At 72.3% G+C, this 19035-nt stretch carries 19 protein-coding genes; 12 read left to right on the forward strand and 7 right to left on the reverse strand.

All coding sequences use genetic code 11. The features are described from left to right. Positions 1-99 precede the first annotated feature (99 nt). The 7 genes from JGR64_RS12050 (at position 100) to JGR64_RS12080 (ending at position 6383) form a co-directional block, all read left to right on the forward strand. Positions 100-1554: a Do family serine endopeptidase gene (locus tag JGR64_RS12050; protein ID WP_199373604.1), complete on the forward strand. Its 1455-nt coding sequence runs from the start codon at positions 100-102 to the stop codon at positions 1552-1554. 22 nt (positions 1555-1576) lie between these two features. Beyond that, on the forward strand, positions 1577-1939 hold the full coding sequence (locus JGR64_RS12055; RefSeq protein WP_199373606.1) for a hypothetical protein: 363 nt from the start codon (positions 1577-1579) through the stop codon (positions 1937-1939). A gap of 99 nt (positions 1940-2038) precedes the next feature. Further along, on the forward strand, positions 2039-2587 hold the full coding sequence (locus JGR64_RS12060) for a phage holin family protein (protein ID WP_199373608.1): 549 nt from the start codon (positions 2039-2041) through the stop codon (positions 2585-2587). A gap of 13 nt (positions 2588-2600) precedes the next feature. After that, a complete protein-coding gene (locus tag JGR64_RS12065; protein ID WP_199373609.1) occupies positions 2601-3077 on the forward strand; it encodes a hypothetical protein in 477 nt (158 codons plus the stop codon). Positions 3078-3094: 17 nt separating this feature from the next. Then, positions 3095-4243, forward strand: a complete 1149-nt coding sequence (locus tag JGR64_RS12070) for an AI-2E family transporter (protein ID WP_199373611.1) — start codon at positions 3095-3097, stop codon at positions 4241-4243. A 20-nt stretch (positions 4244-4263) separates the two neighbouring features. Continuing rightward, entirely contained in the window at positions 4264-5010 is a 747-nt protein-coding gene (locus tag JGR64_RS12075; protein WP_199373613.1) for an HAD-IA family hydrolase, read from the forward strand. After that, on the forward strand, positions 5007-6383 hold the full coding sequence (locus tag JGR64_RS12080; RefSeq protein ID WP_199373615.1) for a leucyl aminopeptidase family protein: 1377 nt from the start codon (positions 5007-5009) through the stop codon (positions 6381-6383). Before JGR64_RS12075 ends, JGR64_RS12080 begins: the two co-directional genes overlap by 4 nt. Before the next feature lie 6 nt (positions 6384-6389). On the opposite strand, the gene JGR64_RS12085 is transcribed toward JGR64_RS12080, so the two are convergent. Genes JGR64_RS12085 through JGR64_RS12105 form a run of 5 tightly spaced genes read right to left on the reverse strand, consistent with a single transcriptional unit; the run spans position 6390 to position 11856 of the window. Continuing rightward, on the reverse strand, positions 6390-6992 hold the full coding sequence (locus JGR64_RS12085; protein WP_199373617.1) for a response regulator transcription factor: 603 nt from the start codon (positions 6990-6992) through the stop codon (positions 6390-6392). Next, positions 6989-8251 carry a sensor histidine kinase gene (locus JGR64_RS12090; protein ID WP_199373618.1) on the reverse strand — a complete coding sequence of 421 codons (1263 nt, stop codon included), beginning with the start codon at positions 8249-8251 and terminating at the stop codon, positions 6989-6991. The genes JGR64_RS12085 and JGR64_RS12090 overlap by 4 nt, the downstream gene beginning before the upstream one ends. Before the next feature lie 18 nt (positions 8252-8269). Continuing rightward, positions 8270-10120, reverse strand: a complete 1851-nt coding sequence (locus JGR64_RS12095) for a CIA30 family protein (RefSeq protein ID WP_199373619.1) — start codon at positions 10118-10120, stop codon at positions 8270-8272. A gap of 45 nt (positions 10121-10165) precedes the next feature. Beyond that, on the reverse strand, positions 10166-10942 hold the full coding sequence (locus JGR64_RS12100) for an ABC transporter permease (protein WP_199373620.1): 777 nt from the start codon (positions 10940-10942) through the stop codon (positions 10166-10168). Then, entirely contained in the window at positions 10942-11856 is a 915-nt protein-coding gene (locus JGR64_RS12105; RefSeq protein ID WP_199373621.1) for an ABC transporter ATP-binding protein, read from the reverse strand. The genes JGR64_RS12100 and JGR64_RS12105 overlap by 1 nt, the downstream gene beginning before the upstream one ends. A gap of 163 nt (positions 11857-12019) precedes the next feature. On the opposite strand from JGR64_RS12105, the gene JGR64_RS12110 reads away from it, so the two are divergent. Genes JGR64_RS12110 through JGR64_RS12130 form a run of 5 tightly spaced genes read left to right on the forward strand, consistent with a single transcriptional unit; the run spans position 12020 to position 16820 of the window. Then, positions 12020-13258 carry an efflux RND transporter periplasmic adaptor subunit gene (locus JGR64_RS12110; protein WP_199373622.1) on the forward strand — a complete coding sequence of 413 codons (1239 nt, stop codon included), beginning with the start codon at positions 12020-12022 and terminating at the stop codon, positions 13256-13258. A 35-nt stretch (positions 13259-13293) separates the two neighbouring features. Next, positions 13294-13986: an ABC transporter ATP-binding protein gene (locus JGR64_RS12115; protein WP_199373623.1), complete on the forward strand. Its 693-nt coding sequence runs from the start codon at positions 13294-13296 to the stop codon at positions 13984-13986. A 22-nt stretch (positions 13987-14008) separates the two neighbouring features. Beyond that, positions 14009-15175 carry an ABC transporter permease gene (locus tag JGR64_RS12120; protein WP_199373625.1) on the forward strand — a complete coding sequence of 389 codons (1167 nt, stop codon included), beginning with the start codon at positions 14009-14011 and terminating at the stop codon, positions 15173-15175. 35 nt (positions 15176-15210) lie between these two features. Further along, complete coding sequence (locus JGR64_RS12125; protein ID WP_233348202.1) at positions 15211-16524, forward strand: ABC transporter permease; 1314 nt, start codon at positions 15211-15213, stop codon at positions 16522-16524. Next, positions 16521-16820, forward strand: a complete 300-nt coding sequence (locus JGR64_RS12130) for a hypothetical protein (protein WP_199373629.1) — start codon at positions 16521-16523, stop codon at positions 16818-16820. The genes JGR64_RS12125 and JGR64_RS12130 overlap by 4 nt, the downstream gene beginning before the upstream one ends. On the opposite strand, the gene JGR64_RS12135 is transcribed toward JGR64_RS12130, so the two are convergent. Together JGR64_RS12135 and rarD are read right to left on the reverse strand one after the other, a co-directional pair. Next, a complete protein-coding gene (locus JGR64_RS12135) occupies positions 16795-18156 on the reverse strand; it encodes an FAD/NAD(P)-binding protein (protein WP_199373631.1) in 1362 nt (453 codons plus the stop codon). The two genes, JGR64_RS12130 and JGR64_RS12135, sit on opposite strands and share 26 nt — an antisense overlap. Next, positions 18153-19016 carry an EamA family transporter RarD gene (gene rarD, locus JGR64_RS12140; RefSeq protein WP_199374344.1) on the reverse strand — a complete coding sequence of 288 codons (864 nt, stop codon included), beginning with the start codon at positions 19014-19016 and terminating at the stop codon, positions 18153-18155. The genes JGR64_RS12135 and rarD overlap by 4 nt, the downstream gene beginning before the upstream one ends. Between the last annotated feature and the right edge of the window lie 19 nt (positions 19017-19035).

Raw genomic sequence — 19035 nt, forward strand, 5'->3', positions numbered from 1 at the left:
GGGTCGCCACATGCCGCCGTTTTCCAGCCACGCCAGCTTTCAGGGACGATTGCACCAGTCCCGGCGAAACTCGACAGGGTTCCCCTCCGCACCATGCCGATGAAGCACTCGACGCGAACCCTCCTCACCCTGACCCTTGCCGCTGCGTTTGGCGGTTTCGCCGCCACAGCGATCCGCGATGCGCTGCAGGTGCCCGCGCGCGCGGTCGAGCCGGCCTCGCCGACGCTGCTGCTTCCCACGCTGGCGACGGTGCCCGCCACGGTCGAAGGCCAGGCCCTGCCCTCGCTTGCGCCGATGCTGCGCCGGGTCACGCCGGCGGTGGTCAGCGTGCATTCCCGCCAGCGCGTGCGCATCAACAACCCGTTCGCCAACGACCCCTTCTTCCGCCGCATGTTTCCCGACATCCCCGAGGAGCGGATCAACGAGTCGCTGGGCTCGGGCGTCATCGTCGACGCCGCGCGCGGCTACGTTCTCACCAACCACCACGTGATCGAGGGCGCCGACGAGGTGTCGGTGACGCTGGCGGACGGCCGCACCCTGGCGGCCGAGTTCGTCGGCTCCGATGGCGACACCGACATCGCGCTGATGAAGATCCCGGTGGCGCCCGACGGCACCCCGCTGCAGGCGATGCCGCTTGCCGACAGCAGCGCGCTGGAGGTCGGCGACTTCGTGGTCGCGGTCGGCAACCCGTTCGGTGTCGGCCAGACGGTGACCTCGGGCATCGTGTCCGCGGTCGGGCGCAGCAACGTGCCCGGCGTGGGGTTCCAGAATTTCATCCAGACCGACGCCAGCATCAACCCGGGAAATTCCGGCGGTGCGCTGGTCAACCTGCGCGGCGAACTGGTCGGCATCAACACCGCAAGCTTCAACCCGCGCGGCAGCATGGCCGGCAACATCGGCCTGGGCTTCGCGATCCCGGCAAACCTGGCGCGTGACGTGCTGCAGCAGCTCGCCTCCACCGGCGAGGTGCGCCGCGGATCGCTGGGCCTCGACAGCCAGGATCTCGACGACCGGCTCGCCGCCAGCCTCGGGCTGGAGCCGGGCAGCCGGGGCGCGGTGGTGACCCGCGTCTATCCCGGCTCCGCCGCGGCCGAGGCCGGCATCCGGCCCGGCGACGTGATCGCCGCCGCCAACGGCCAGCGCATCGCCAACAGCGAGTCGCTGCGCAACTTCCAGGGCCTGCAGCCGGCCAATGCGCGGGTCACGCTCGAGGTACGCCGCGACGGCACGACCCGCCAGGTCGCCACCACGCTGCGCGAGCAGCCGCGCATGATCGCCGGACAGCAGCTCGACCCGCGGCTGTCAGGCGCGTCGTTCGCCGACCTGCCCGAGGCGCTGCGGCGCAGTGGCGCGGGCGGCGTGCTGGTCGAGAGCGTGGCGCCGGACAGCCGCGCCGCGCGCAGCGGACTGCGCGAAGGCGACGTGGTGCTCGCCGTCGGCCGCGCCCGCGCCGCCGACCTCGCCGGCCTGCGCACCGCGTTGTCCGATCCACCGCAATCGCTTGTGCTGCGCATCCAGCGCGGCCGCAGCCAGGGCAACCTGGCGATCGAATGACCCCCCAACGGAGATGACCGCAATGACCCCGACCCACACCGAAAACCTGAAGAGCAACCTGTCCACCGCCGGCGGCCACGTGAAGCAGGCGGCGGTCGATTCCGCCGACGCGCTGCGCGGCGCGGCGGCGGCGGCCGGTGAAGAACTCCGCCTCGGCAGGGCCAACCTGAAGTCGGACCTCGCCGACGGCGCGCTGGCCGGGCTGTCCGCGCTGGAAGAAGCCGCCGGCGCCGGCGGCGAGCAGGTGGACCAGCTGCTCGACAAGGGCCGCGACCTCCTCGACAGCGCCGCGGACCTGATCCGCGAGCGTCCGATCGCATCCTTCGGCGTCGCCTTCGCCGCCGGCTGGATCATCGCCAAGCTCGCGCGCAGCGGCGGCAAGTAATCCGGCGTGCAGGGAACACCGCCCCCGTCCGCACCACCGCCGGGGCCCGCACCCGGCGGGCGGCATGGCCCGACGGCACCCGGCCCCGACGGCAACGCCATGCCGGGTGAGGGCGCGCCCGACCGCGCGACGGACGGTGCCCCGCCCCCCGACCTGATCGAATCCCTGCGTGGCCTGCGCGACACCGGCAAGTCCGGCGTGGGTGCCGCGGGCGAAGCCGCCAAGGCATTCCGCAGCCTGGTGGTGGCCGACGTCTCGCTCGCGCGCAGCGCGGCCGGGCGCAGCATCGCGTTCGCGGGCGTGGCGGTGGTGTTCGGGGCGTCGTCATGGCTGCTGCTGATGGCGGCGCTGATCGTGCTGCTCAGCAGCCAGCTAGGGCTGCCCTGGTGGGTCGCGCTGTGCGGCTGCGCCATGCTCAGCGCGCTGGGCGCATGGCTGGCCGTCCGCAAGGCGGCCGCGTATTTCGAACACACCCGCCTGAAAACCACCCGGCGCCAGCTCGCTCGCCTTGGCATCGGCGAGTTGTCGGAACTCGTGCCCGGCGCCGCATCCGCCGAATCCGCACGCGCCGCCGAGGTCCGCGTGCGCGAGGAGGCCAACCGTGCACCGGTGCGCGACGAGCGCGGCGTCAACGTCACCCCGCCATGAGGAAACCGCGCCCGTGAGTTTCGACAAGCTGCTCGCCAAGGTGGAACAGGCCGAGGATGCGCTGGAGGCCCGCGAGCGGCAGGTCGCCGCGGACCTGCGCGTGCTCGGCACCGCGTGGCGCGAGACCCTGACGCCGACGCGCATCGTCATCGCCGGCGTCATCGCCGGTTTCCTCGCCGGGCGCGCGCGGCCGGTGCATGCCGGCGCCGCGATCGGCGGCCTCGGCGGCGCCCGCTGGCTGCAGCTGGCCAGCAGCGTGGCCGGCCTGGTCGGCGCGCTGCAGGCGAAGTTCGCCGCGGAGGGCGCGGAAAGCGCCGCGAAGGGCGCAGAGGCCGAAGTCGCGGCGGCCACCGAGGCTACCGTGGGCGCGGCGGACGCGGCTTCGGCGCCGACGCTGTCGCCGAGCGAACGCCGCTACAGCGCCGATCCGGCGTGGGATGTTCCACCGGTTGCGGCCGAAGCCGCCACCGAACTCTCGGAACGGCGCTGACCCGCGGGAGCGGATCCATGAGCGAAGAACCAACACCCGTCACCAAGGTGCCGGTACCTGCCTCCGCGCCGGCGCCTGCGCCCGCTGCCGCAGGCGTGGCGGATGCCGCGCCGGCACGCCGACCGCCGGCATCGCTCGCCGTGCTGGTGCTGGCCACGCTCGCGATCGGCTACACGCTGTGGGTGGCGCAGGACGTGATCCTCCCGGTGCTGCTGGCGATGTTCTTCGCCCTGATCGGCAACCCGGTGATCCGGGCGCTGCGCCGGCTGTACCTGCCGCGGTCCCTGGCCGCGCTGCTGGTGCTGGCGGGCGGGCTTGCCGCGGCCGGGCTGCTCGGCCAGCAGCTGCTCGCACCGGCGATCGACTGGATGCAGGAAGCGCCCAAGCAGATGCGCCAGCTCGGCGGTGAGTTGCGCGACCTGGCCAAGCCCGTGCACGAAGCCAACCGCGTGGCGGAAGACATCGCACGGCTCGCTGGCGGCGAAGGGGCGGGCGGCCGCCGCCCCGAAGTGATCCGCACCCAGGAGGACGACCCCTACGCGATCTTCAACAAGGCGCCCAAGGCCGTGGCATCGGTGCTCGCGGTGGTACTGCTGACGTTCTTCTTCATGGTGTTCGGCGAAGACCTGCAGCGCCGCGCCATCGCGCTTCTGCCCACCCGGCAGCGGCAGCGGGTCACCGTGGAGATCATGCAGTCGGTGGAGCGCGAGATCTCGCGCTACGTGTTCACCATCAGCCTGATCAACGCGGCCGTCGGCCTGCTGCTGGCGGCGATCCTGCATTTCGCACTCGGCGTGGGCATGCAGGAGGCGTTGCTCTGGGGCACGCTGGCGATGCTGCTCAACTTCGCGCCGTACGTGGGGCCGATGATCGGCATCGTGGCGATGCTGGTGATGGGTTTCGTGACCTGGAAAGAGGTCGGTCCGTCGCTGCTGCCGGCCGCGATCTATCTCGGCCTGCACACCCTGGAAGGCCAGATCCTCACCCCGCTGGTGCTCGGCCAGCGCATGCGCCTGTCGCCACTGGTGCTGATCCTCGCGCTGATGGTGTTCGGCGCGCTGTGGGGCATCATCGGCCTGCTGCTGGCGGTGCCGCTGCTGGCCTGCGCGAAACTGGTGGTCTCGCGCATCGACGGACTCGAAGGCTGGGCCCGGCTGCTGGAGTGAGGCCCACGTACAATGGCGCCATGGCCTTCGACGTCCGCGCCATCACTCTCGACCTCGACGACACGCTATGGCCGTTCGCCCCGATCGGCGTGCGCATCGAACACGCGCTCGACGACTGGATGCGCACGCATTGCCCCGCCACCGCTGAGATGTTCCCGGTCGCCGCCATGCGCACGCTGCGCGAGCAGATGTTCGCCCGCCACCCGCAGCTCGCGCATGACATGTCGGCGCTGCGCCGGCTGACCATCGAACACGCGCTGCGCGAGAGCGGCGCCGACCTGGCGCTCGCCGGACCAGCCTACGAGGTGTTCTTCGCCGCGCGCAACGAAGTCGAGTTCTATCCCGAGGCGCGCGACGCCCTGGCGCGCATCAGCGCGCGGGTGCCGGTGGTGGCGCTGAGCAACGGCAACGCCGACCTCGACCGCATCGGCATCCGCCACCACTTCGCCGCCAGCGTCAGCGCGCAGGAACACGGCGCGGCCAAACCCGACGCCAGCATCTTCCTCGCCGCCTGCGAGCGCGTGGGCCTCGCGCCCGCCGAAGTGCTGCACGTGGGCGACCATCCCGAGGCCGATGTCGCCGGCGCCGCGCGCGCCGGGCTGCGCAGCTGCTGGATCAACCGTCGCGGCGCGGACGGCCGCCGCCCGCCGTGGCGGCACCGCAGCGCCACGCCGGACCTCAATTTCGACACCCTGTCCGGACTGGCCGACTGGCTGGAGGCGGCGACCGCCGCGCCGGGCGACGACACACGGAGCACCCCCGCATGAGTTCCACGCCCGTCACCGGCACAGCCGACGCCACTTCCGCACAGCCGCTGCACCTGGTCGACCGCGACGGCCTCGCCGCCTGGCGCGCCGCGCAACCAGAGGCCGTCGGTGCCTGGCTCGATGCCAACCGTTTCGACGCGGCACCGGGCAGCCACCTGCTGCTGCCCGCCGACGACGGCGGGCCGGCAAGCGCCGTGCTCGGCATCGGTGACCGCCTCGACCCCGCCAGCTACGCGCACGCGCCGATGGCGCTGCCGGGCGGCGACTGGGCGCCGGCGGCAGCACTCGATGACGCCGCACGCCACGCCCTGCAGCTCGGCTGGGGCCTGGGCAGCTACGGCTTCGACCGCTACAAGGCGCGCACGCGCCCCCCGGCGCGGCTCGTGCTGGCGCAGCCCGATGCCGAGGCCGCCGACATCCTCGCCGCCTGCGTGCGCGTGCGCGACCTGGTCAACACGCCGACGCAGGACATGGGGCCGGAACAGCTCGAAGACGTGGCGCGCGGCATGGCCGAGGCGCACGGCGCGGCGTTCGAGGCGATCACCGGCGACGCGTTGCTGGCGCAGAACTTCCCCGCCATCCACGCCGTCGGCCGCGCCTCGCACCGCGCGCCGCGCCTGCTGGCGCTGCGCTGGGGCGACGCCGCGCACCCGCATGTGGCGATCGTCGGCAAGGGCGTGTGCTTCGACACCGGCGGCCTGGACATCAAGCCGGCCGACGGCATGCGCAACATGAAGAAGGACATGGGCGGCGCGGCGCACGCGCTGGCGCTTGCCGAGCTGGTGATGGCACGCGGGCTGCCGCTGCGCATCACCCTGCTGGTGCCGGCAGTGGAGAACGCCATCGGCCCGGACGCGTTCCGCCCCGGCGAGGTGATCGCCACGCGCACCGGCGTGAGCGTCGAGATCGACAACACCGACGCCGAGGGCCGGGTGATCCTCGGCGACGCGCTGGCCTATGCCGGCGAACAGGCGCCCGACCTGATCCTCGACTTCGCCACCCTCACCGGCGCCGCGCGCATCGCGCTCGGCCCCGACCTGCCTGCGCTCTTCAGCAACGACGACGCGCTGGCGCAAGCCTGGCTCGACGCCGGCGTGCAGGTGCGCGACCCGCTGTGGCGCATGCCACTGTGGAGGCCGTATCTGCGCTACCTGACCAGCAAGGTCGCCGACCTGGCCAACGCCGGCTCGAAGATGGCCGGCAGCGTGACCGCGGCGCTGTACCTGGAGCGCTTCGTGCCCAAGGACATGCCGTGGGCGCACCTCGACACCTACGCCTGGAATGACAGCGATCGCCCCGGCCGCCCCGCCGGGGGCGAGGCGCTGGGGCTGCGCGCGGCCTACGCGATGCTCAAGGCGCGCGCGGCCGGCTGAGTCCGGCTACAGCCAGCCCTTCTGCCGCGCGAGGCGATACGCCTCGATGCGGTTGCCGACGCCGAGCTTGCCGATCGCTTCCGACAGATAGTTGCGCACCGTGCCATGCGACAGGCCGAGCGCGGTGGCGATGTCGGCGGCCGCCTGGCCTTCGCCGGCCAGGCGCAGCACCTGGCGTTCGCGCTCGTTGAGCGGGTCGGCCTCCGACCACGCTTCGAGCGCGAGCTGCGGATCGATGGCGCGGCCACCGGCGTGCACCCGGCGCAGCGCCTCGGCCAGCCGTTCGATCGGCGCGTCCTTCAGCAGGTAGCCGTGCACGCCCGCATCCAGCGCGCGGCGCAGGTAGCCGGCGCGGGCAAAGGTGGTGACGATGACGACCTTGGTCGCCAGCCCGTGGCGCTGGATGCGCTGTGCGAGCTCCAGGCCGGTGAGGCCGGGCATTTCGATGTCGGTGACCAGCAGGTCGGGCGAGGTGCCCTGCAGGTCGCGCCAGGCGGCCTCGCCGTCCGCCGCCGCGGCCACCACCTCGATGTCGGCCTCCATCGCGAGCAGCGCGGCGAGCGCGCCGCGCAGCAGGGCTTGGTCCTCGGCGAGCACGATGCGGATCATGCGCCGCCATCCGTGGCGCGGCGCAGGCCAGCGTCGGCAGGGCCGTCAGGATTCTCGTGGTCGTGGTCGTGGTCGCCGGCAGCGTGCGCCGACAGCGGCAGCCAGGCCTCCACCACCGTGCCTCCGCCGGGCGCCGGGCCGATATCCATGCGCCCGCCAAGCGACTCGATGCGCTCGCGCATGCCGCCCACGCCGTTGCCCGGCACGATCGCGCCGCCACGGCCGTCGTCGCGGATGCGCAGCGTGATGCCCTCACCCGCGGCACGCATGGTGATCTCCGCGCTTTGCGCGCGGGCGTGGCGCTGGATGTTGGTCACGGCTTCGCGCAGCACCAGCGCCAGCGTGGTCTCCACGCGTGCCGGCAGCGCGCCGCCGGCCAGGCCGCGCTCATCCCAGTCATGGCGCAGCCCCACGCCGTCGCATTCCAGCAGCAGCTTTGCCGATGCCAGCTCGGCGGCGATGCCCGCCGCGCGGATGCCGCTGACCGCCGAGCGCACCTGCGCCAGCGCATCGCGCGCGACACGGCTCACGGCATCGATCTCGGCGCGCGCCGCCGCCGGGTCGCGCTCCACCAGGCGCGCGGCCAGGTCCGACTTCAACGCGACCAGCGACAGCGTGTGCCCGAGCAGGTCGTGCAGGTCGCGGCCGATGCGCTCGCGCTCGGCGAGCGCGGCCAGCCGGCGCACTTCGTCGTGCGACAGCCTGAGCGCCGCGTCCGCGGCATGGCTGGCGTGTTCGACGTGGACGATGGTGCCGACGATCAGGGCGACCAGCGGCAGCCACACCACCGCCTGCCACGGGTAGCCGAGCCAAAGCGCGAAGCCGACGAACGCGGCGTTGAGCACGGCCAGCAGCAACACGTAGCGGACCAGCGAGCGCGCGCGCTGGCTGCGCAGCATCACGCAGCCGAACACGAAATAGCTCATGCCCGATGGATACCAGGGCAGGAGCAGCATGCCGAGCGCGATCATCGCCAGGGCGTAGCGCCAGGCGTTCCGCTCGGGGCGCAGCAGCACGCAGGCGTACAGCAGCACGAACAGCGGATACGTCAGCAGCGTGAGCAGCGCCCAGCGCGTGCTGTAGCCGTCCGGCGTGAACAGCGGCGTGGTGAACACCCACGCCGACCACATCAAGTGCACCCATTCGGTCCACGCCGAGCGGCCCTGGCGCTGCACCGCGGCGAGCGCCGAATCGGGCGCCGGCTGCACCCACGCACGCCAGCCGGACAACTTCGCGCGGTGCGCGCCTGCATGTTCCATGGCGCGATGATGCGCCACTCAGCGCAACTCGACCTGGTCGATGTACAGCTCGAACGCGCCCTGCGGCTGGCCGGCGGTGATCGCCACCGCGCGCAGCGTGGCCACGTCCGCGCCGGCAAAGGACGCCAGCGGGATCCGCACCTCGCGCCACTCCGGTCCGGCGGTGAATGCCTGCATGCTCGGCAGCGCCTGCATCGACGGCCCCGAGAACAGCATCACCTGGTAGCCGCGGCCGTCGCCGCGCGCCTGGAACACCAGTTCGCTGCGCGCCGACGCGTCCACCGGCTGCATCGGCTGCGCGCCGGGATGGAACATGGTGCCGGCCCAGGGGAAGGCGAAGCCGGGGCGGATCTCGCCCGCCACGCGCAGCGCACCACGCGAGCCTGCGGCGCCGCCTGCGGCCCAGGCCTGGTCGGCGACCGATGTGCCGCCCGCCATGGCATCGGTGGTGAGCTGCCAGCCGTGGCCGAAGCGCACGCCGGTCGCGCCGTCCTCGAAGTCGGCGAGCAGCGCGCCTGCGGCGATCGCCGGCGCTGCAGCCGGCGCGTCCATGCGCGGGCGGACGACGGCGTGACCGTTTTTCCAGATGCCGGCGATGGCGCGCGTGGCGGCGATGTCCGCGGTGGGGTCGCCATCGACCAGCAGCAGGTCGGCACGCAGCCCGGGCGCGATGCGGCCGCGGTCGTCGAGGCCGAAGCGACGCGCCGGCACCGAAGTGGCCGCGGCCAGCGCGGCGCGCGGCGACAGGCCGGCGCGGACCAGCAGTGCCAGTTCACCGTGCACGCTGGCGCCGTGGGTGGTGCCGGGATTGCCCGCGTCGGTGCCGGCAAGCACGTCCACGCCCGCCGCATGCAGCGCGGCGACGCTGCGCAGGGCGTTGTCGAATGCCGCCGGACGCGGCGCGCCGGGGAATGCGGCTTCGAGCGCACCGCGCTGTTCCGCGGCCAGCCAGGGCGCCAGCCGCGCGTCCGCCGCAAGCGCGCTGCCGCTGCCGTCCTGCGCGAAGCTTGCGACCACCGACAGCGTCGGCACCACGAAGGCGCCGCTGCTGCGGGCAGCGGCGACGAACTCCGGCGATGCGGCGGCGTCATGGAACACGTGCACCAGGCCGTCCGCGCCGGATTCAACCGCATGCAGCGCATCCGCCTGCGACGACGCGTGGACCACCGCGCGGCGCTCGTGCGCATGCGCCGCGGTGATCGCGGCGGCGACCTGCGCCGGCGTGATCGTCGGCAGGCGGCGCTCGTCGGAGTGGGTGCTGAAATCCTCGACGATCAGCTTGATGTAGTCGGAGCCCTCGGCCACGCGCGCGGCGACGAACGCCGCGGCATCGCCGTCGGCGGCGAGCGTCGGCACCGGGAAGCCGTATTGCGTGCCGTGGCCGCCGGCGGTGGTGACGGTGGCGCCGGCGGTCCACAGGTCGGCCTGCCCGGTGGCACCGAGCGATTCGCGCTGCGCGCGCAGCGCCGGGATGCGGTTCCAGTCGCCGAACATGTCGAGCTCGGCGGTGACGCCGAAGCGCAGGGCGTCGCGCTGCGCCTCGCCCCAGCTGTGCGTATGCGCGTCGATGAAGCCGGGCAGCAGCGTCCGGCCCGCGCCGTCCACGACCTCGATGCCGGCCGGGATGGCGACATCGGCACCGACCGCCGCGATGCGGCCATCGCGGATGACGACATTGGCGGCGGGCAACACCCGTTCGCCGTCGAACACGCGCACGCCGGTGATCGCGAAGGCGGCGCCTTCGCCTCCGGACGGCAGGACGACGTCGGCGGCGACCGCGGGCTCCGCGGACGCGCCCTGGGCCAGCACGGCGCCGGCAATGGCGGCGGCGATGGCGCCCGCGGCGAGGATTTCAGGCCAGCGATTCATGGCAACACTCCTTGGAGATCAGCAGCGGTGGCGAACGGTGAAGCATCAGCCGCAGCGCGCGAGGCGCGCACGGGCAAGGACGAAAAATCCGATCGCGACCACCGCCAGCACGCCGAGGTGCAGCGCCACCGGCTGGCCCGCATCCATGCCCACCACCTTCAGCGCAAGCTGGCCATGATGGTAGGAAGGCCACACCGGCGCCAGCCGGGCCAGCGCGTCCGGCAGCATCGCCAGCGGCAGCCACAGTCCGGACAGGAACGACATCGGCAGGTACAGCAGGTTGACCACCACCGGCGCGGCGGAACCGCCGGCCACGGTGCCGATGTACAGCCCGATGGCGCAGAACGGCAGCGCGCCGGCCACGTGCACCAGCCACAGCAGTGCCCACTGCCCGGGTGCAAGCGAGACCCCGGCCAGGGTGGCTGCGATCACGGCCAGCAGCAGTGCGACGATCGCCGAGAACAGCAGCGCCATCGCCATCTTCGCCAGCAGCCACGCGCCGGGCGGCATGGGCAGCGCGCGCTTGAGCGCCAGCAGCCCCTGCGCGCGATCCATCGCCACGGTCACGCCGAAGCCGAACAGCGCGGCGCCCATCACGCCGAACACGCCATAGGTGGCCAGCATGTGCTGCGCGGCACTGCCGTCGCCGCGGTTCATCGCTACCCCGAACAGCAGGTAGAACATCACCGGGAACAGCAGCGTGGGCAGCGCGAACATCGGCGTGCGCAGCATGCGCAGGAACTCGTACTTCGCTTCCAGCACGTGGCTCTTCAGCAGCGGGTGGCGGCGGGCGGCCGCTGGAACCTCGACCATGGCATGCATCACGCGGCGTCCTTGAGCGACGTGTCGCGGGTGATTTCCAGGAAGGCCTCGGCGAGGCCGGCGCGGCTGACGTCGAGCCCGGACAGCGCCGGATCGGCGGCGAGCAGGCCACGCACCACGTCCTCGGCCACGTCGGCCACCACCTCCAGGCGTCCGCCATCGCGATGCACGGCACGAACCCGCGGCCAGCGCGCCACCTCCTCGGCATCGACCGTGGTGGTGCAGCGGATGCGGCGCTGGTCGACGCGTGCGCGCACTTCATCAAGACTGCCGCTGGCCACCACGCGGCCATCGGCCAGCACCACCACGCGATCGGCCAGCGCCTCGGCCTCTTCCAGGTAATGCGTGGTCAGCAGCACCGAGGTGCCCCCGGCGACGAGATCGCGCAGGCCGCGCCAGAGGCCCTGGCGTGCTTCGATGTCGAGGCCGGTGGTGGGCTCGTCGAGGAACAGCACGCGCGGCGCGCCGCAGATGGCGAGTGCGAACTGCACGCGACGCTGCTGGCCGCCGGAGAGCTTGCCGTAGCGGCGCTTGAGCAGGCCGTCGAGCCCGGCGATGGCGACGCAGTCGGCCACGCTGCGCGGCGCGGGGTAATAGCTGCGCGTCAGGTCGAGCAGTTCGCCGACGGCGAGCGTGTCGGCGATCGCGCCGGCCTGCAGCATCACGCCGATGCCCTGGCGCGCCGCGAGGTCCTGCGGCGAGCGCCCGAACAGCCGCGCCTGGCCTGCATCCGGCTGCAGCAGGCCGAGCAGCAGCGAGATCGCCGTGGTCTTGCCGGCGCCGTTGGCGCCGAGCAGGGCGAGCACCTGGCCGCGATGCAGGTCGAGATCGACGCCGTCGAGCGCGACGACCGTGCCATAGCGCTTGCCCGCGCCCTGCAGTTGGGCGAGTGGCGCGTGATCGGACTGGTGCATGCGGTGAACCCCGGCGATTGGACGGCGCCATGTTCGTCGCCATGCGCGCTGGCCGGCAGTCGCGCCGGTCAGGGATCGCGGGTGACAGACGTCACCTGACATCGCATCCTGCGGCGGACACACTCGGTCACACTCCGCAGCGTCCCTCCGTCCAGATGACCATATGAACACCAACGCCGACCTGCTCAGGGAATTGAGGATCGACCGCAACGCGCCACCGCCGCCATCGCGGCGCGGGCTGTGGATCGCCGTGGCCGTCGCCGCAGCGGTGCTGCTGGTGGCCGGCGCGGCGTGGGCGTTCCTCGCGCGCGACCGCGGCATCGAAGTGCAGACCGCGCCGGTGGTCGCCGCCGCGGGCGGCGGCAGCACCGCGGCTTCGGTGCTCGATGCCAGCGGCTACGTGGTGGCGCGGCGCATGGCGACCGTGTCATCGAAGATCACCGGCCGCGTGCGCGAGGTGCTGATCGAGGAAGGCCAGCGCGTGGCCGAAGGCGAGGTCATGGCGACCCTCGACCCGATCGATGCAGACGCGCAGCGCGACCTGTCGCAGGCGCAGCTCGGTGCCGCGCGCAGCCAGGCCGGCGGCGTCCGCGCGCAGCTGGTCGAAGCCGAAGCGAATGCGCGGCGGCTGTCGTCGCTGGTGCAGCAGCAGCTGGTGTCGCGCGCGCAGTACGAACAGGCCATCGCACAGCGCGATTCGCTGCGCGCGCAGCTCGCCACCGCGCAGCGCAACGCGCAGGTCGCCGGCGAACAGCTGCGGATCAGCGGCATCGGCGTCGACAACACCATCGTGCGCGCGCCGTTCGCCGGCGTGGTGATCGCCAAGGCGGCGCAGCCTGGCGAGATCGTGTCGCCGCTGTCGGCCGGTGGCGGCTTCACCCGCACCGGCATCGGCACCATCGTCGACATGGACTCGCTGGAAGTCGAAGTCGACGTCGGCGAGGCCTACATCGGTCGCGTGCAGCCGGCCATGCCGGTCGAAGCCACGCTCAATGCCTATCCGGACTGGAAGATCCCGGCGGAAGTAATCGCCATCATCCCCACCGCCGACCGCGGCAAGGCCACGGTCAAGGTGCGCGTGGCGCTGAAGGAGAAGGACCCGCGGATCGTGCCGGACATGGGCGTGACCGTGAGCTTCCTGGAACGCGCACCCGATGCGGCAGCGGATCAGCCGCGCGGCGTGCGCGTACCGGCCGCGGCGATCGCTGCGCGCGACGGCGGCGACGTCGCCTTCGTGGTCGCCGCCGAGGACCGCGCCGAACTGCGCACGATCCGCACCGTCGCGGGGCGCAGCGGCGGCGACCGCCAGGTGCTGTCCGGGCTCGCACCCGGCGAAACCGTCGTGCTCGACCCGCCGGCCGACCTGCGCGACGGCGACCGGCTGCGCATCGCCAACGACTGACCACGACACCCTTGCAACCACCACGAGGCATGGCCATGACCACCCTGGTATCGATCCGCAACCTCACCAAGTCCTACCAGCGCGGCCCGGAAAAGGTCGAGGTGCTGCACGGCCTGGACCTGGACATCGCCTCGGGCGATTTCGTCGCCCTGATGGGGCCGTCGGGCTCGGGCAAGACCACGCTGCTCAACCTCATCGGCGGGCTCGATGCGCCCAGCGGCGGCGAGATCGAGATCGACGGCCAGCGGATCGATAGCATGGGCGCGGGCCAGCTGGCGACCTGGCGCAGCCGCAACGTCGGCTACGTGTTCCAGTTCTACAACCTGATGCCTGCGCTGACCGCGCAGAAGAACGTCGAGCTGCCGCTGCTGCTGACCAGGCTCGGCGCAGCGCAGCGCAAGCGCAACGCGCAGATCGCGCTCGAGCTTGTCGGCCTGTCCGACCGCACCTCGCACAAGCCGGCCGAGCTCTCCGGCGGCCAGCAGCAGCGCGTGGCGATCGCGCGCGCGATCGTCTCCGACCCGACGATCCTGATCTGCGACGAGCCGACCGGCGACCTCGACCGCCAGTCGGCCGAAGACATCCTCGGCCTGCTGCAGGAGCTCAACCGCACGCACGGCAAGACCATCGTCATGGTCACCCACGACCCGAAGGCGGCCGAATACGCCAGCCACACCCTGCACCTCGACAAGGGCACCCTTGTCGAACAGCAGTCGCACGCGGCCTGAAGCACGACCGGAGGAGGCCGACATGAAGTACTTCCACCTGGTCTGGGCCGCGCTGTTCCGGCGCAAGACCCGTACCTTCCTGACGCTCGCCTCGATCGTGGCCGCGTTCCTGCTGTTCGGCCTGCTCGACGGCATCCGCTCGAGCTTCGCCCAGCTCGGCCAGAACGCCGACGGCGCGCAGCGCCTGCAGACGGCGTCGAAGCTGTCCTTCATCGAGACCCTGCCGATCTCGCTGCAGGGGCGCATCGCCAACATCGACAACATCGAAGCAGTGACCTACGCCAACTGGTTCGGCGGCACCTACCAGGGACCGAAGAACCAGCTGTTCACGTTCGCGGTGGCGCCGAACTACCTGGACCTTTATCCCGAGATCCTGGTGGATCCGGCCGAGGTCGAGGCCTGGAAGCGCAACCGCACCGGCATGCTGGTCGGCGAGACCATGATGAAGCGCTTCGACTGGAAGGTCGGGCAGCGCGTGCCGCTGCAGTCGAGCATCTTCCCCAACAGCGACGGCAGCCTGGACTGGGCGTTCGACATCGTCGGCGTGCTGCGTGCCAAGGACAAGAAGAGCGCCGGCTTCACCGAATCGCTGATCCTGATGCACTACGACTACTTCGAGGAATCAACGCCGTATGTCGACGGCGACGTCGGCTGGTACATCAGCCGCGTCTCCGACGTGCGCCGCAGCGACGCGGCGGCCAGGGCGATCGACGCGCTGTCCGCCAACTCGCCGCACGAGACCAAGTCGATGAGCGAACAGGCGGCGATGGCCTCGCAGCTCAAGCAGATGGCCGACATCGGCCTGATCGTGGGCTCGATCATGGGCGCGGTGTTCTTCACCCTGCTGTTGCTCACCGGCAACACCATGGCGCAGGCGGTGCGCGAGCGCACCTCGGAACTCGCGGTGCTGAAGACGATCGGCTTCTCCAGCAGCAGCGTGCTGTGCATGGTGCTGGCGGAATCGATGCTGATCGTGGTCATCGGCGGGGTGCTGGGCCTCGCCCTTGCGGCGGTGATCGGGCCCGCGGCCTCGGCCGGCAGCGGCGGCATGATCAGCCTGCCACCGGTGGGCCTGCAGAGCTGGATGCTGGGCCTGGCGCTGATGCTGGCGATCGGCCTGCTGGTGGGCGCGCTGCCGGCGATCCGCGCCATGCGCCTGAACATCGTCGACGCCCTCGCGGGCCGTTGAAGGCCCTTCCCGAGGACATGCAGATGAATCGTTTGATGAAGGTACTCCGCGCCGCCGGCCTGGTCCTGCTGATCGCCCTCGTGCTCGCCGCGTGGATCTTCCTGCCGTGGTGGGCGCTGCTCGGCGTGGCCGCCGCCTTCGCACTGTGGATGCTGCTGGCCCGCAGCGGCCGGCAGGCCGCTTCGGTGACGATGGTCGGGGTCAGCACGCTGTCGCAGCGCCTCGGCTCGTCATCGGTGGTGATCGTGGGCATCGCCGGCGTGGTCGGCGTGCTGGTGGCGCTGCTGGCGATGGCCGAGGGCTACCGGCACACGGTCAGCAGCAGCGGCGACGAGCAGACCGCGATCGTGCTGCGCGGCGGCTCGTCGGCGGAGCTGATGTCGGTGATGACGCGCGACGCCATCACCACCATCGAGCGCGCCCCGGAGATCGCGCGTGACGCCGAAGGCCGGCCGATGGCCTCGCCGGAGCTGGTGGTGGCGGCCAACCTGCCGGTCCGCGGCGGCGCCGCCGACGAGGATGGCAGCGTGCAGCTGCGCGGCGTCGGCGACATGGCGTGGGCGGTGCGGCCGGGCATGAAGATCGTCGAGGGACGGCGCTTCGAACCCGGCAAGCGCGAGCTGGTGGTCGGCAAGGGCGCGCGCCGCCAGTTCACCGGCCTCGACCCCGGCAGCGAGCTGCGCCTGGGCAGCCAGCCGTGGACGGTGGTGGGCGTGTTCGAGTCGGGCGATTCGATGGAGTCGGAGGTCTGGGCCGATGCCGAAGTCGTGGCCGCCACCTACGGTCGCGGCAGCAGCCGGGCCTCGGTGTTCGCGCGCCTGTCCGCGCCGTCCGCCTTCAACGCCTTCAAGGCCACGCTGGCCGCCGACCCGCGCCTGCAGGTCGAGGCGAAGACCACGCTCGACTATTTCCAGGGCCAGTCCGAAGGGGTGTCGAAAGTGCTGCGCATCATCGGCATCGTGGTCGGCTCGATCATGGCGATCGGCGCGGTGTTCGGCGCGCTCAACACCATGTTTGCCAGCGTCGCCTCGCGTGCACGCGAGATCGCCACGCTGCGCGCGATCGGCTTCCGCGGCGTGCCGGTCGTGGTCGCGGTGCTGCTGGAGACGATGCTGCTGGCGGCACTTGGCGGCGCCCTCGGCGGCGCGATCGCCTGGCTGGTGTTCAACGGCTACACGGCATCGACGCTCGCCGGCGGCGTCGCCCAGCTCACGTTCGAGTTCAAGGTGTCGCCCGCCCTGCTCTGGGAGGGCCTGAAGTGGGCGCTGGCGATTGGCTTCGTCGGCGGCCTGTTCCCGGCGCTGCGCGCGGCGACCATGCCGGTGACCGACGCCCTGCGCGCGGCATGACCGGCGGCGACCTCCACGCGCTGTCGAACGCGGAGCTGGAGGCGCGCCTGCTGGACCTGCAGCGGCGCGCGTTCGAGGTCTACGAGGATGCCGCGCTCGCCGCCGAGGCGCGCGAGGACCGCAAGGCCTACGCGCGCGCCGAGGCGGAAGCGGCGCCGCTGATCGCCGAGGCCCGCGCCGTCAACGACGAACGCGTGCGCCGGCTGCGCCGGAGGGCGCGGAACTGGCGCAATGCGGGCGTCGCGATCGCAGTCGCCGGCACCGCGGCGATCAGCTGGATCGCGCTGCGGGCCTGAGCCGGGCGGCGATGCGTGCCGCCTGCAGGCGCAGGTCGGGCACGGCGATGCTTTCCCACTCCGCGCCGATGCGCAGGCTGCCGATCGCGAACAGCGCCGCGGCGGTACTGCCGTCGCGGTCGCGCAGTGCGCCGTCGCCATCGACATCCACGCCGAGGCCGAACGGACCCGGTCGCGCGAGCCCCGCGGAGAGCAGCGACGCCTGCAGCGCATCGTCCGCCACCGGGAACCGCGACTGGATGCCGGTGGCATTGACCACGCGGTCCACCTGCCAATGGCGCGCCGGCTTTCCGCCCTGCGCCACCGCGTGCAGTGCGACGCCGTCGCCGTCCGCCGTGATCGCCGCCAGCCGTGCGGCCTCGACCCGCAGCTGTCCGTCGGCGCGCATCGCCTCGAGCGCCTCCACGACCTGCGGCGCGATGCGGTGGCGGTGCACGTCCCAGCCGCGCACCACGTGGCGCAGGAAGCGCGCCTGGTCGGCGGGCGACAGCGACTTCCACAGCCGCACGCCGTGCGGGCGCAGCGCCTGCATCACGCCCTGCCACGGCAGGCCGGCGGCTGTCGCCTCCGTGGCCAGCGCGCGCAGCCGGCGCATGCGTGCGCGCAGCGGCAGCGCGGCGAGCGCATCGATGTCGACATCGAGCGCCATGTGCGTGGGCTCGTGCGGCAGCGGCAGCAGCGCGTGCCGCGACAGCGCGATGACCGGGCCGCGATGTCCCTGCCCGCGCAGCGCCAGCACGATGTCGACCATGCTCAGCCCGGTGCCGACGATGGCGACACGGGCATCCGCCGGGATCGCGGCGATCGCCGCCAGGTCCCAGGCTTCGCAGACCCGCGCCGCGATCTCCGCCGGCACGGACAACGGCAGCGGGCGCGACGCGTTGCCGGTGGCGAACACGCACACCGCCGCATGCAGGCGCTCGCCCGACGCCAGCACCACCGTGCGCCCGCCGTCCTCGCAGGCCACCGCCCGCGCGTGCACGTGCACCACAGCACCGCTGGCCGCGGCTTCGGCGAGGCGCGCGGCGAGGTAGTCGCCGAAGCGGCGGCGCGGCATGAAGTCGTGGCCCACGTCCGCGGCGCCCTCGCCATCCACGGCCTGCAGCCATGCCACGAAGTCGCCCTGCATCGCCGCGTGCCAGCCCATGCGATCGGCGGTGACGTTGAGCAGGTGCTCGTCGCGGGTGGTCGAATACGCCACCCCGCGCGCCAGCGTCGCGCGCGGCTCGATGATGGCGATGCGCATGCCCGGGTCGCGCGCCAGGCAGTGCATCGCCACCAGCGCGCCCGCGGCGCCGCCGCCAATGACGGCGAGGTCGTAACCTGCGCCGGTCATGCGCGGCCGCTCCGGCGCGCGCGCCGGATGCCATCGATCATGAACACCGCCAGCGCCGCCCAGATCAGCGCGAAGCCGATCGCACGGTCGCGGTCGAAGTGTTCCTGGAACACCAGCAGCCCGATCAGGAACTGCAGCGTCGGCGCGATGTACTGCAGCACGCCCACCATCGACAGCGGCACGCGCCGCACCGCGTACGCGAACCCCACCAGCGGCAGCGCGGTCAGCGCGCCGCCGAGCACCAGCAGCAGGTCCACGCCCGCCCCCCAGCCGCCGATGAAGCCACCGGTGCCCTGGAATTCGAACCAGGCCAGTGCCGCGAGCGCCGGCAGGAACAGGTAGGCGCTTTCCACGCCCAGGCCGGCGACCGCATCGATCGCGGCGAACTTGCGGATCACGCCGTACAGCGCGAACGAACTTGCCAGCGTCAGCGCGATCCACGGGAAGCTGCCGTAGTTGAAGGTCAGCCAGGCGACGCCCGCGGCGGCGATCGCCACCGAAACCCACTGCACGGGGTTGAGGCGCTCGCGCAGGAACACCACGCCGATCACCACGTTGAGCAGCGGATTGATGAAGTAGCCGAGGCTGGTCTCGATGACATGGCCGGCATTGACCGCCCAGATGTACAGCCCCCAGTTGAACGCGATCAGCACGCCGCTGGCCGCGAGCATCCCCGCAAGCCGCGGCTGCGCGAGCACCGCGCGCAACCAGCCACCGCCCTGCTTCCAGAACAGCCAGGCGGCCACCAGCACCGCGCTCCACACGATCCGGTGCAGGACGATCTGCAGCGACGGCACCATCTTGAGCAGGTGCCAGTAGAGCGGCATGACGCCCCACAGCACGAACGCGCCGACGGCCATCCACACGCCCTTGCTGTCG

Origin of the sequence: Luteimonas sp. MC1572, from assembly GCF_016615815.1 — a bacterium.
In the GTDB taxonomy this organism is placed as follows: domain Bacteria; phylum Pseudomonadota; class Gammaproteobacteria; order Xanthomonadales; family Xanthomonadaceae; genus Luteimonas.

What these genes read in the sequence shown, in the direction of transcription:
- JGR64_RS12120 (WP_199373625.1), top strand. Translation starts at nt 14,009, where the DNA reads ATGAAGTACTTCCACCTGGTCTGGGCCGCGCTGTTCCGGCGCAAGACC.
- JGR64_RS12090 (WP_199373618.1), bottom strand. Translation starts at nt 8,251, where the DNA reads ATGGAACATGCAGGCGCGCACCGCGCGAAGTTGTCCGGCTGGCGTGCG.
- JGR64_RS12055 (WP_199373606.1), top strand. Translation starts at nt 1,577, where the DNA reads ATGACCCCGACCCACACCGAAAACCTGAAGAGCAACCTGTCCACCGCC.
- JGR64_RS12115 (WP_199373623.1), top strand. Translation starts at nt 13,294, where the DNA reads ATGACCACCCTGGTATCGATCCGCAACCTCACCAAGTCCTACCAGCGC.
- JGR64_RS12110 (WP_199373622.1), top strand. Translation starts at nt 12,020, where the DNA reads ATGAACACCAACGCCGACCTGCTCAGGGAATTGAGGATCGACCGCAAC.
- JGR64_RS12095 (WP_199373619.1), bottom strand. Translation starts at nt 10,120, where the DNA reads ATGAATCGCTGGCCTGAAATCCTCGCCGCGGGCGCCATCGCCGCCGCC.
- JGR64_RS12085 (WP_199373617.1), bottom strand. Translation starts at nt 6,992, where the DNA reads ATGATCCGCATCGTGCTCGCCGAGGACCAAGCCCTGCTGCGCGGCGCG.
- JGR64_RS12100 (WP_199373620.1), bottom strand. Translation starts at nt 10,942, where the DNA reads ATGCATGCCATGGTCGAGGTTCCAGCGGCCGCCCGCCGCCACCCGCTG.
- JGR64_RS12060 (WP_199373608.1), top strand. Translation starts at nt 2,039, where the DNA reads ATGCCGGGTGAGGGCGCGCCCGACCGCGCGACGGACGGTGCCCCGCCC.
- JGR64_RS12135 (WP_199373631.1), bottom strand. Translation starts at nt 18,156, where the DNA reads ATGACCGGCGCAGGTTACGACCTCGCCGTCATTGGCGGCGGCGCCGCG.
- rarD (WP_199374344.1), bottom strand. Translation starts at nt 19,016, where the DNA reads ATGGCCGTCGGCGCGTTCGTGCTGTGGGGCGTCATGCCGCTCTACTGG.
- JGR64_RS12080 (WP_199373615.1), top strand. Translation starts at nt 5,007, where the DNA reads ATGAGTTCCACGCCCGTCACCGGCACAGCCGACGCCACTTCCGCACAG.
- JGR64_RS12075 (WP_199373613.1), top strand. Translation starts at nt 4,264, where the DNA reads ATGGCCTTCGACGTCCGCGCCATCACTCTCGACCTCGACGACACGCTA.
- JGR64_RS12050 (WP_199373604.1), top strand. Translation starts at nt 100, where the DNA reads ATGAAGCACTCGACGCGAACCCTCCTCACCCTGACCCTTGCCGCTGCG.
- JGR64_RS12105 (WP_199373621.1), bottom strand. Translation starts at nt 11,856, where the DNA reads ATGCACCAGTCCGATCACGCGCCACTCGCCCAACTGCAGGGCGCGGGC.
- JGR64_RS12125 (WP_233348202.1), top strand. Translation starts at nt 15,211, where the DNA reads ATGAAGGTACTCCGCGCCGCCGGCCTGGTCCTGCTGATCGCCCTCGTG.
- JGR64_RS12130 (WP_199373629.1), top strand. Translation starts at nt 16,521, where the DNA reads ATGACCGGCGGCGACCTCCACGCGCTGTCGAACGCGGAGCTGGAGGCG.
- JGR64_RS12070 (WP_199373611.1), top strand. Translation starts at nt 3,095, where the DNA reads ATGAGCGAAGAACCAACACCCGTCACCAAGGTGCCGGTACCTGCCTCC.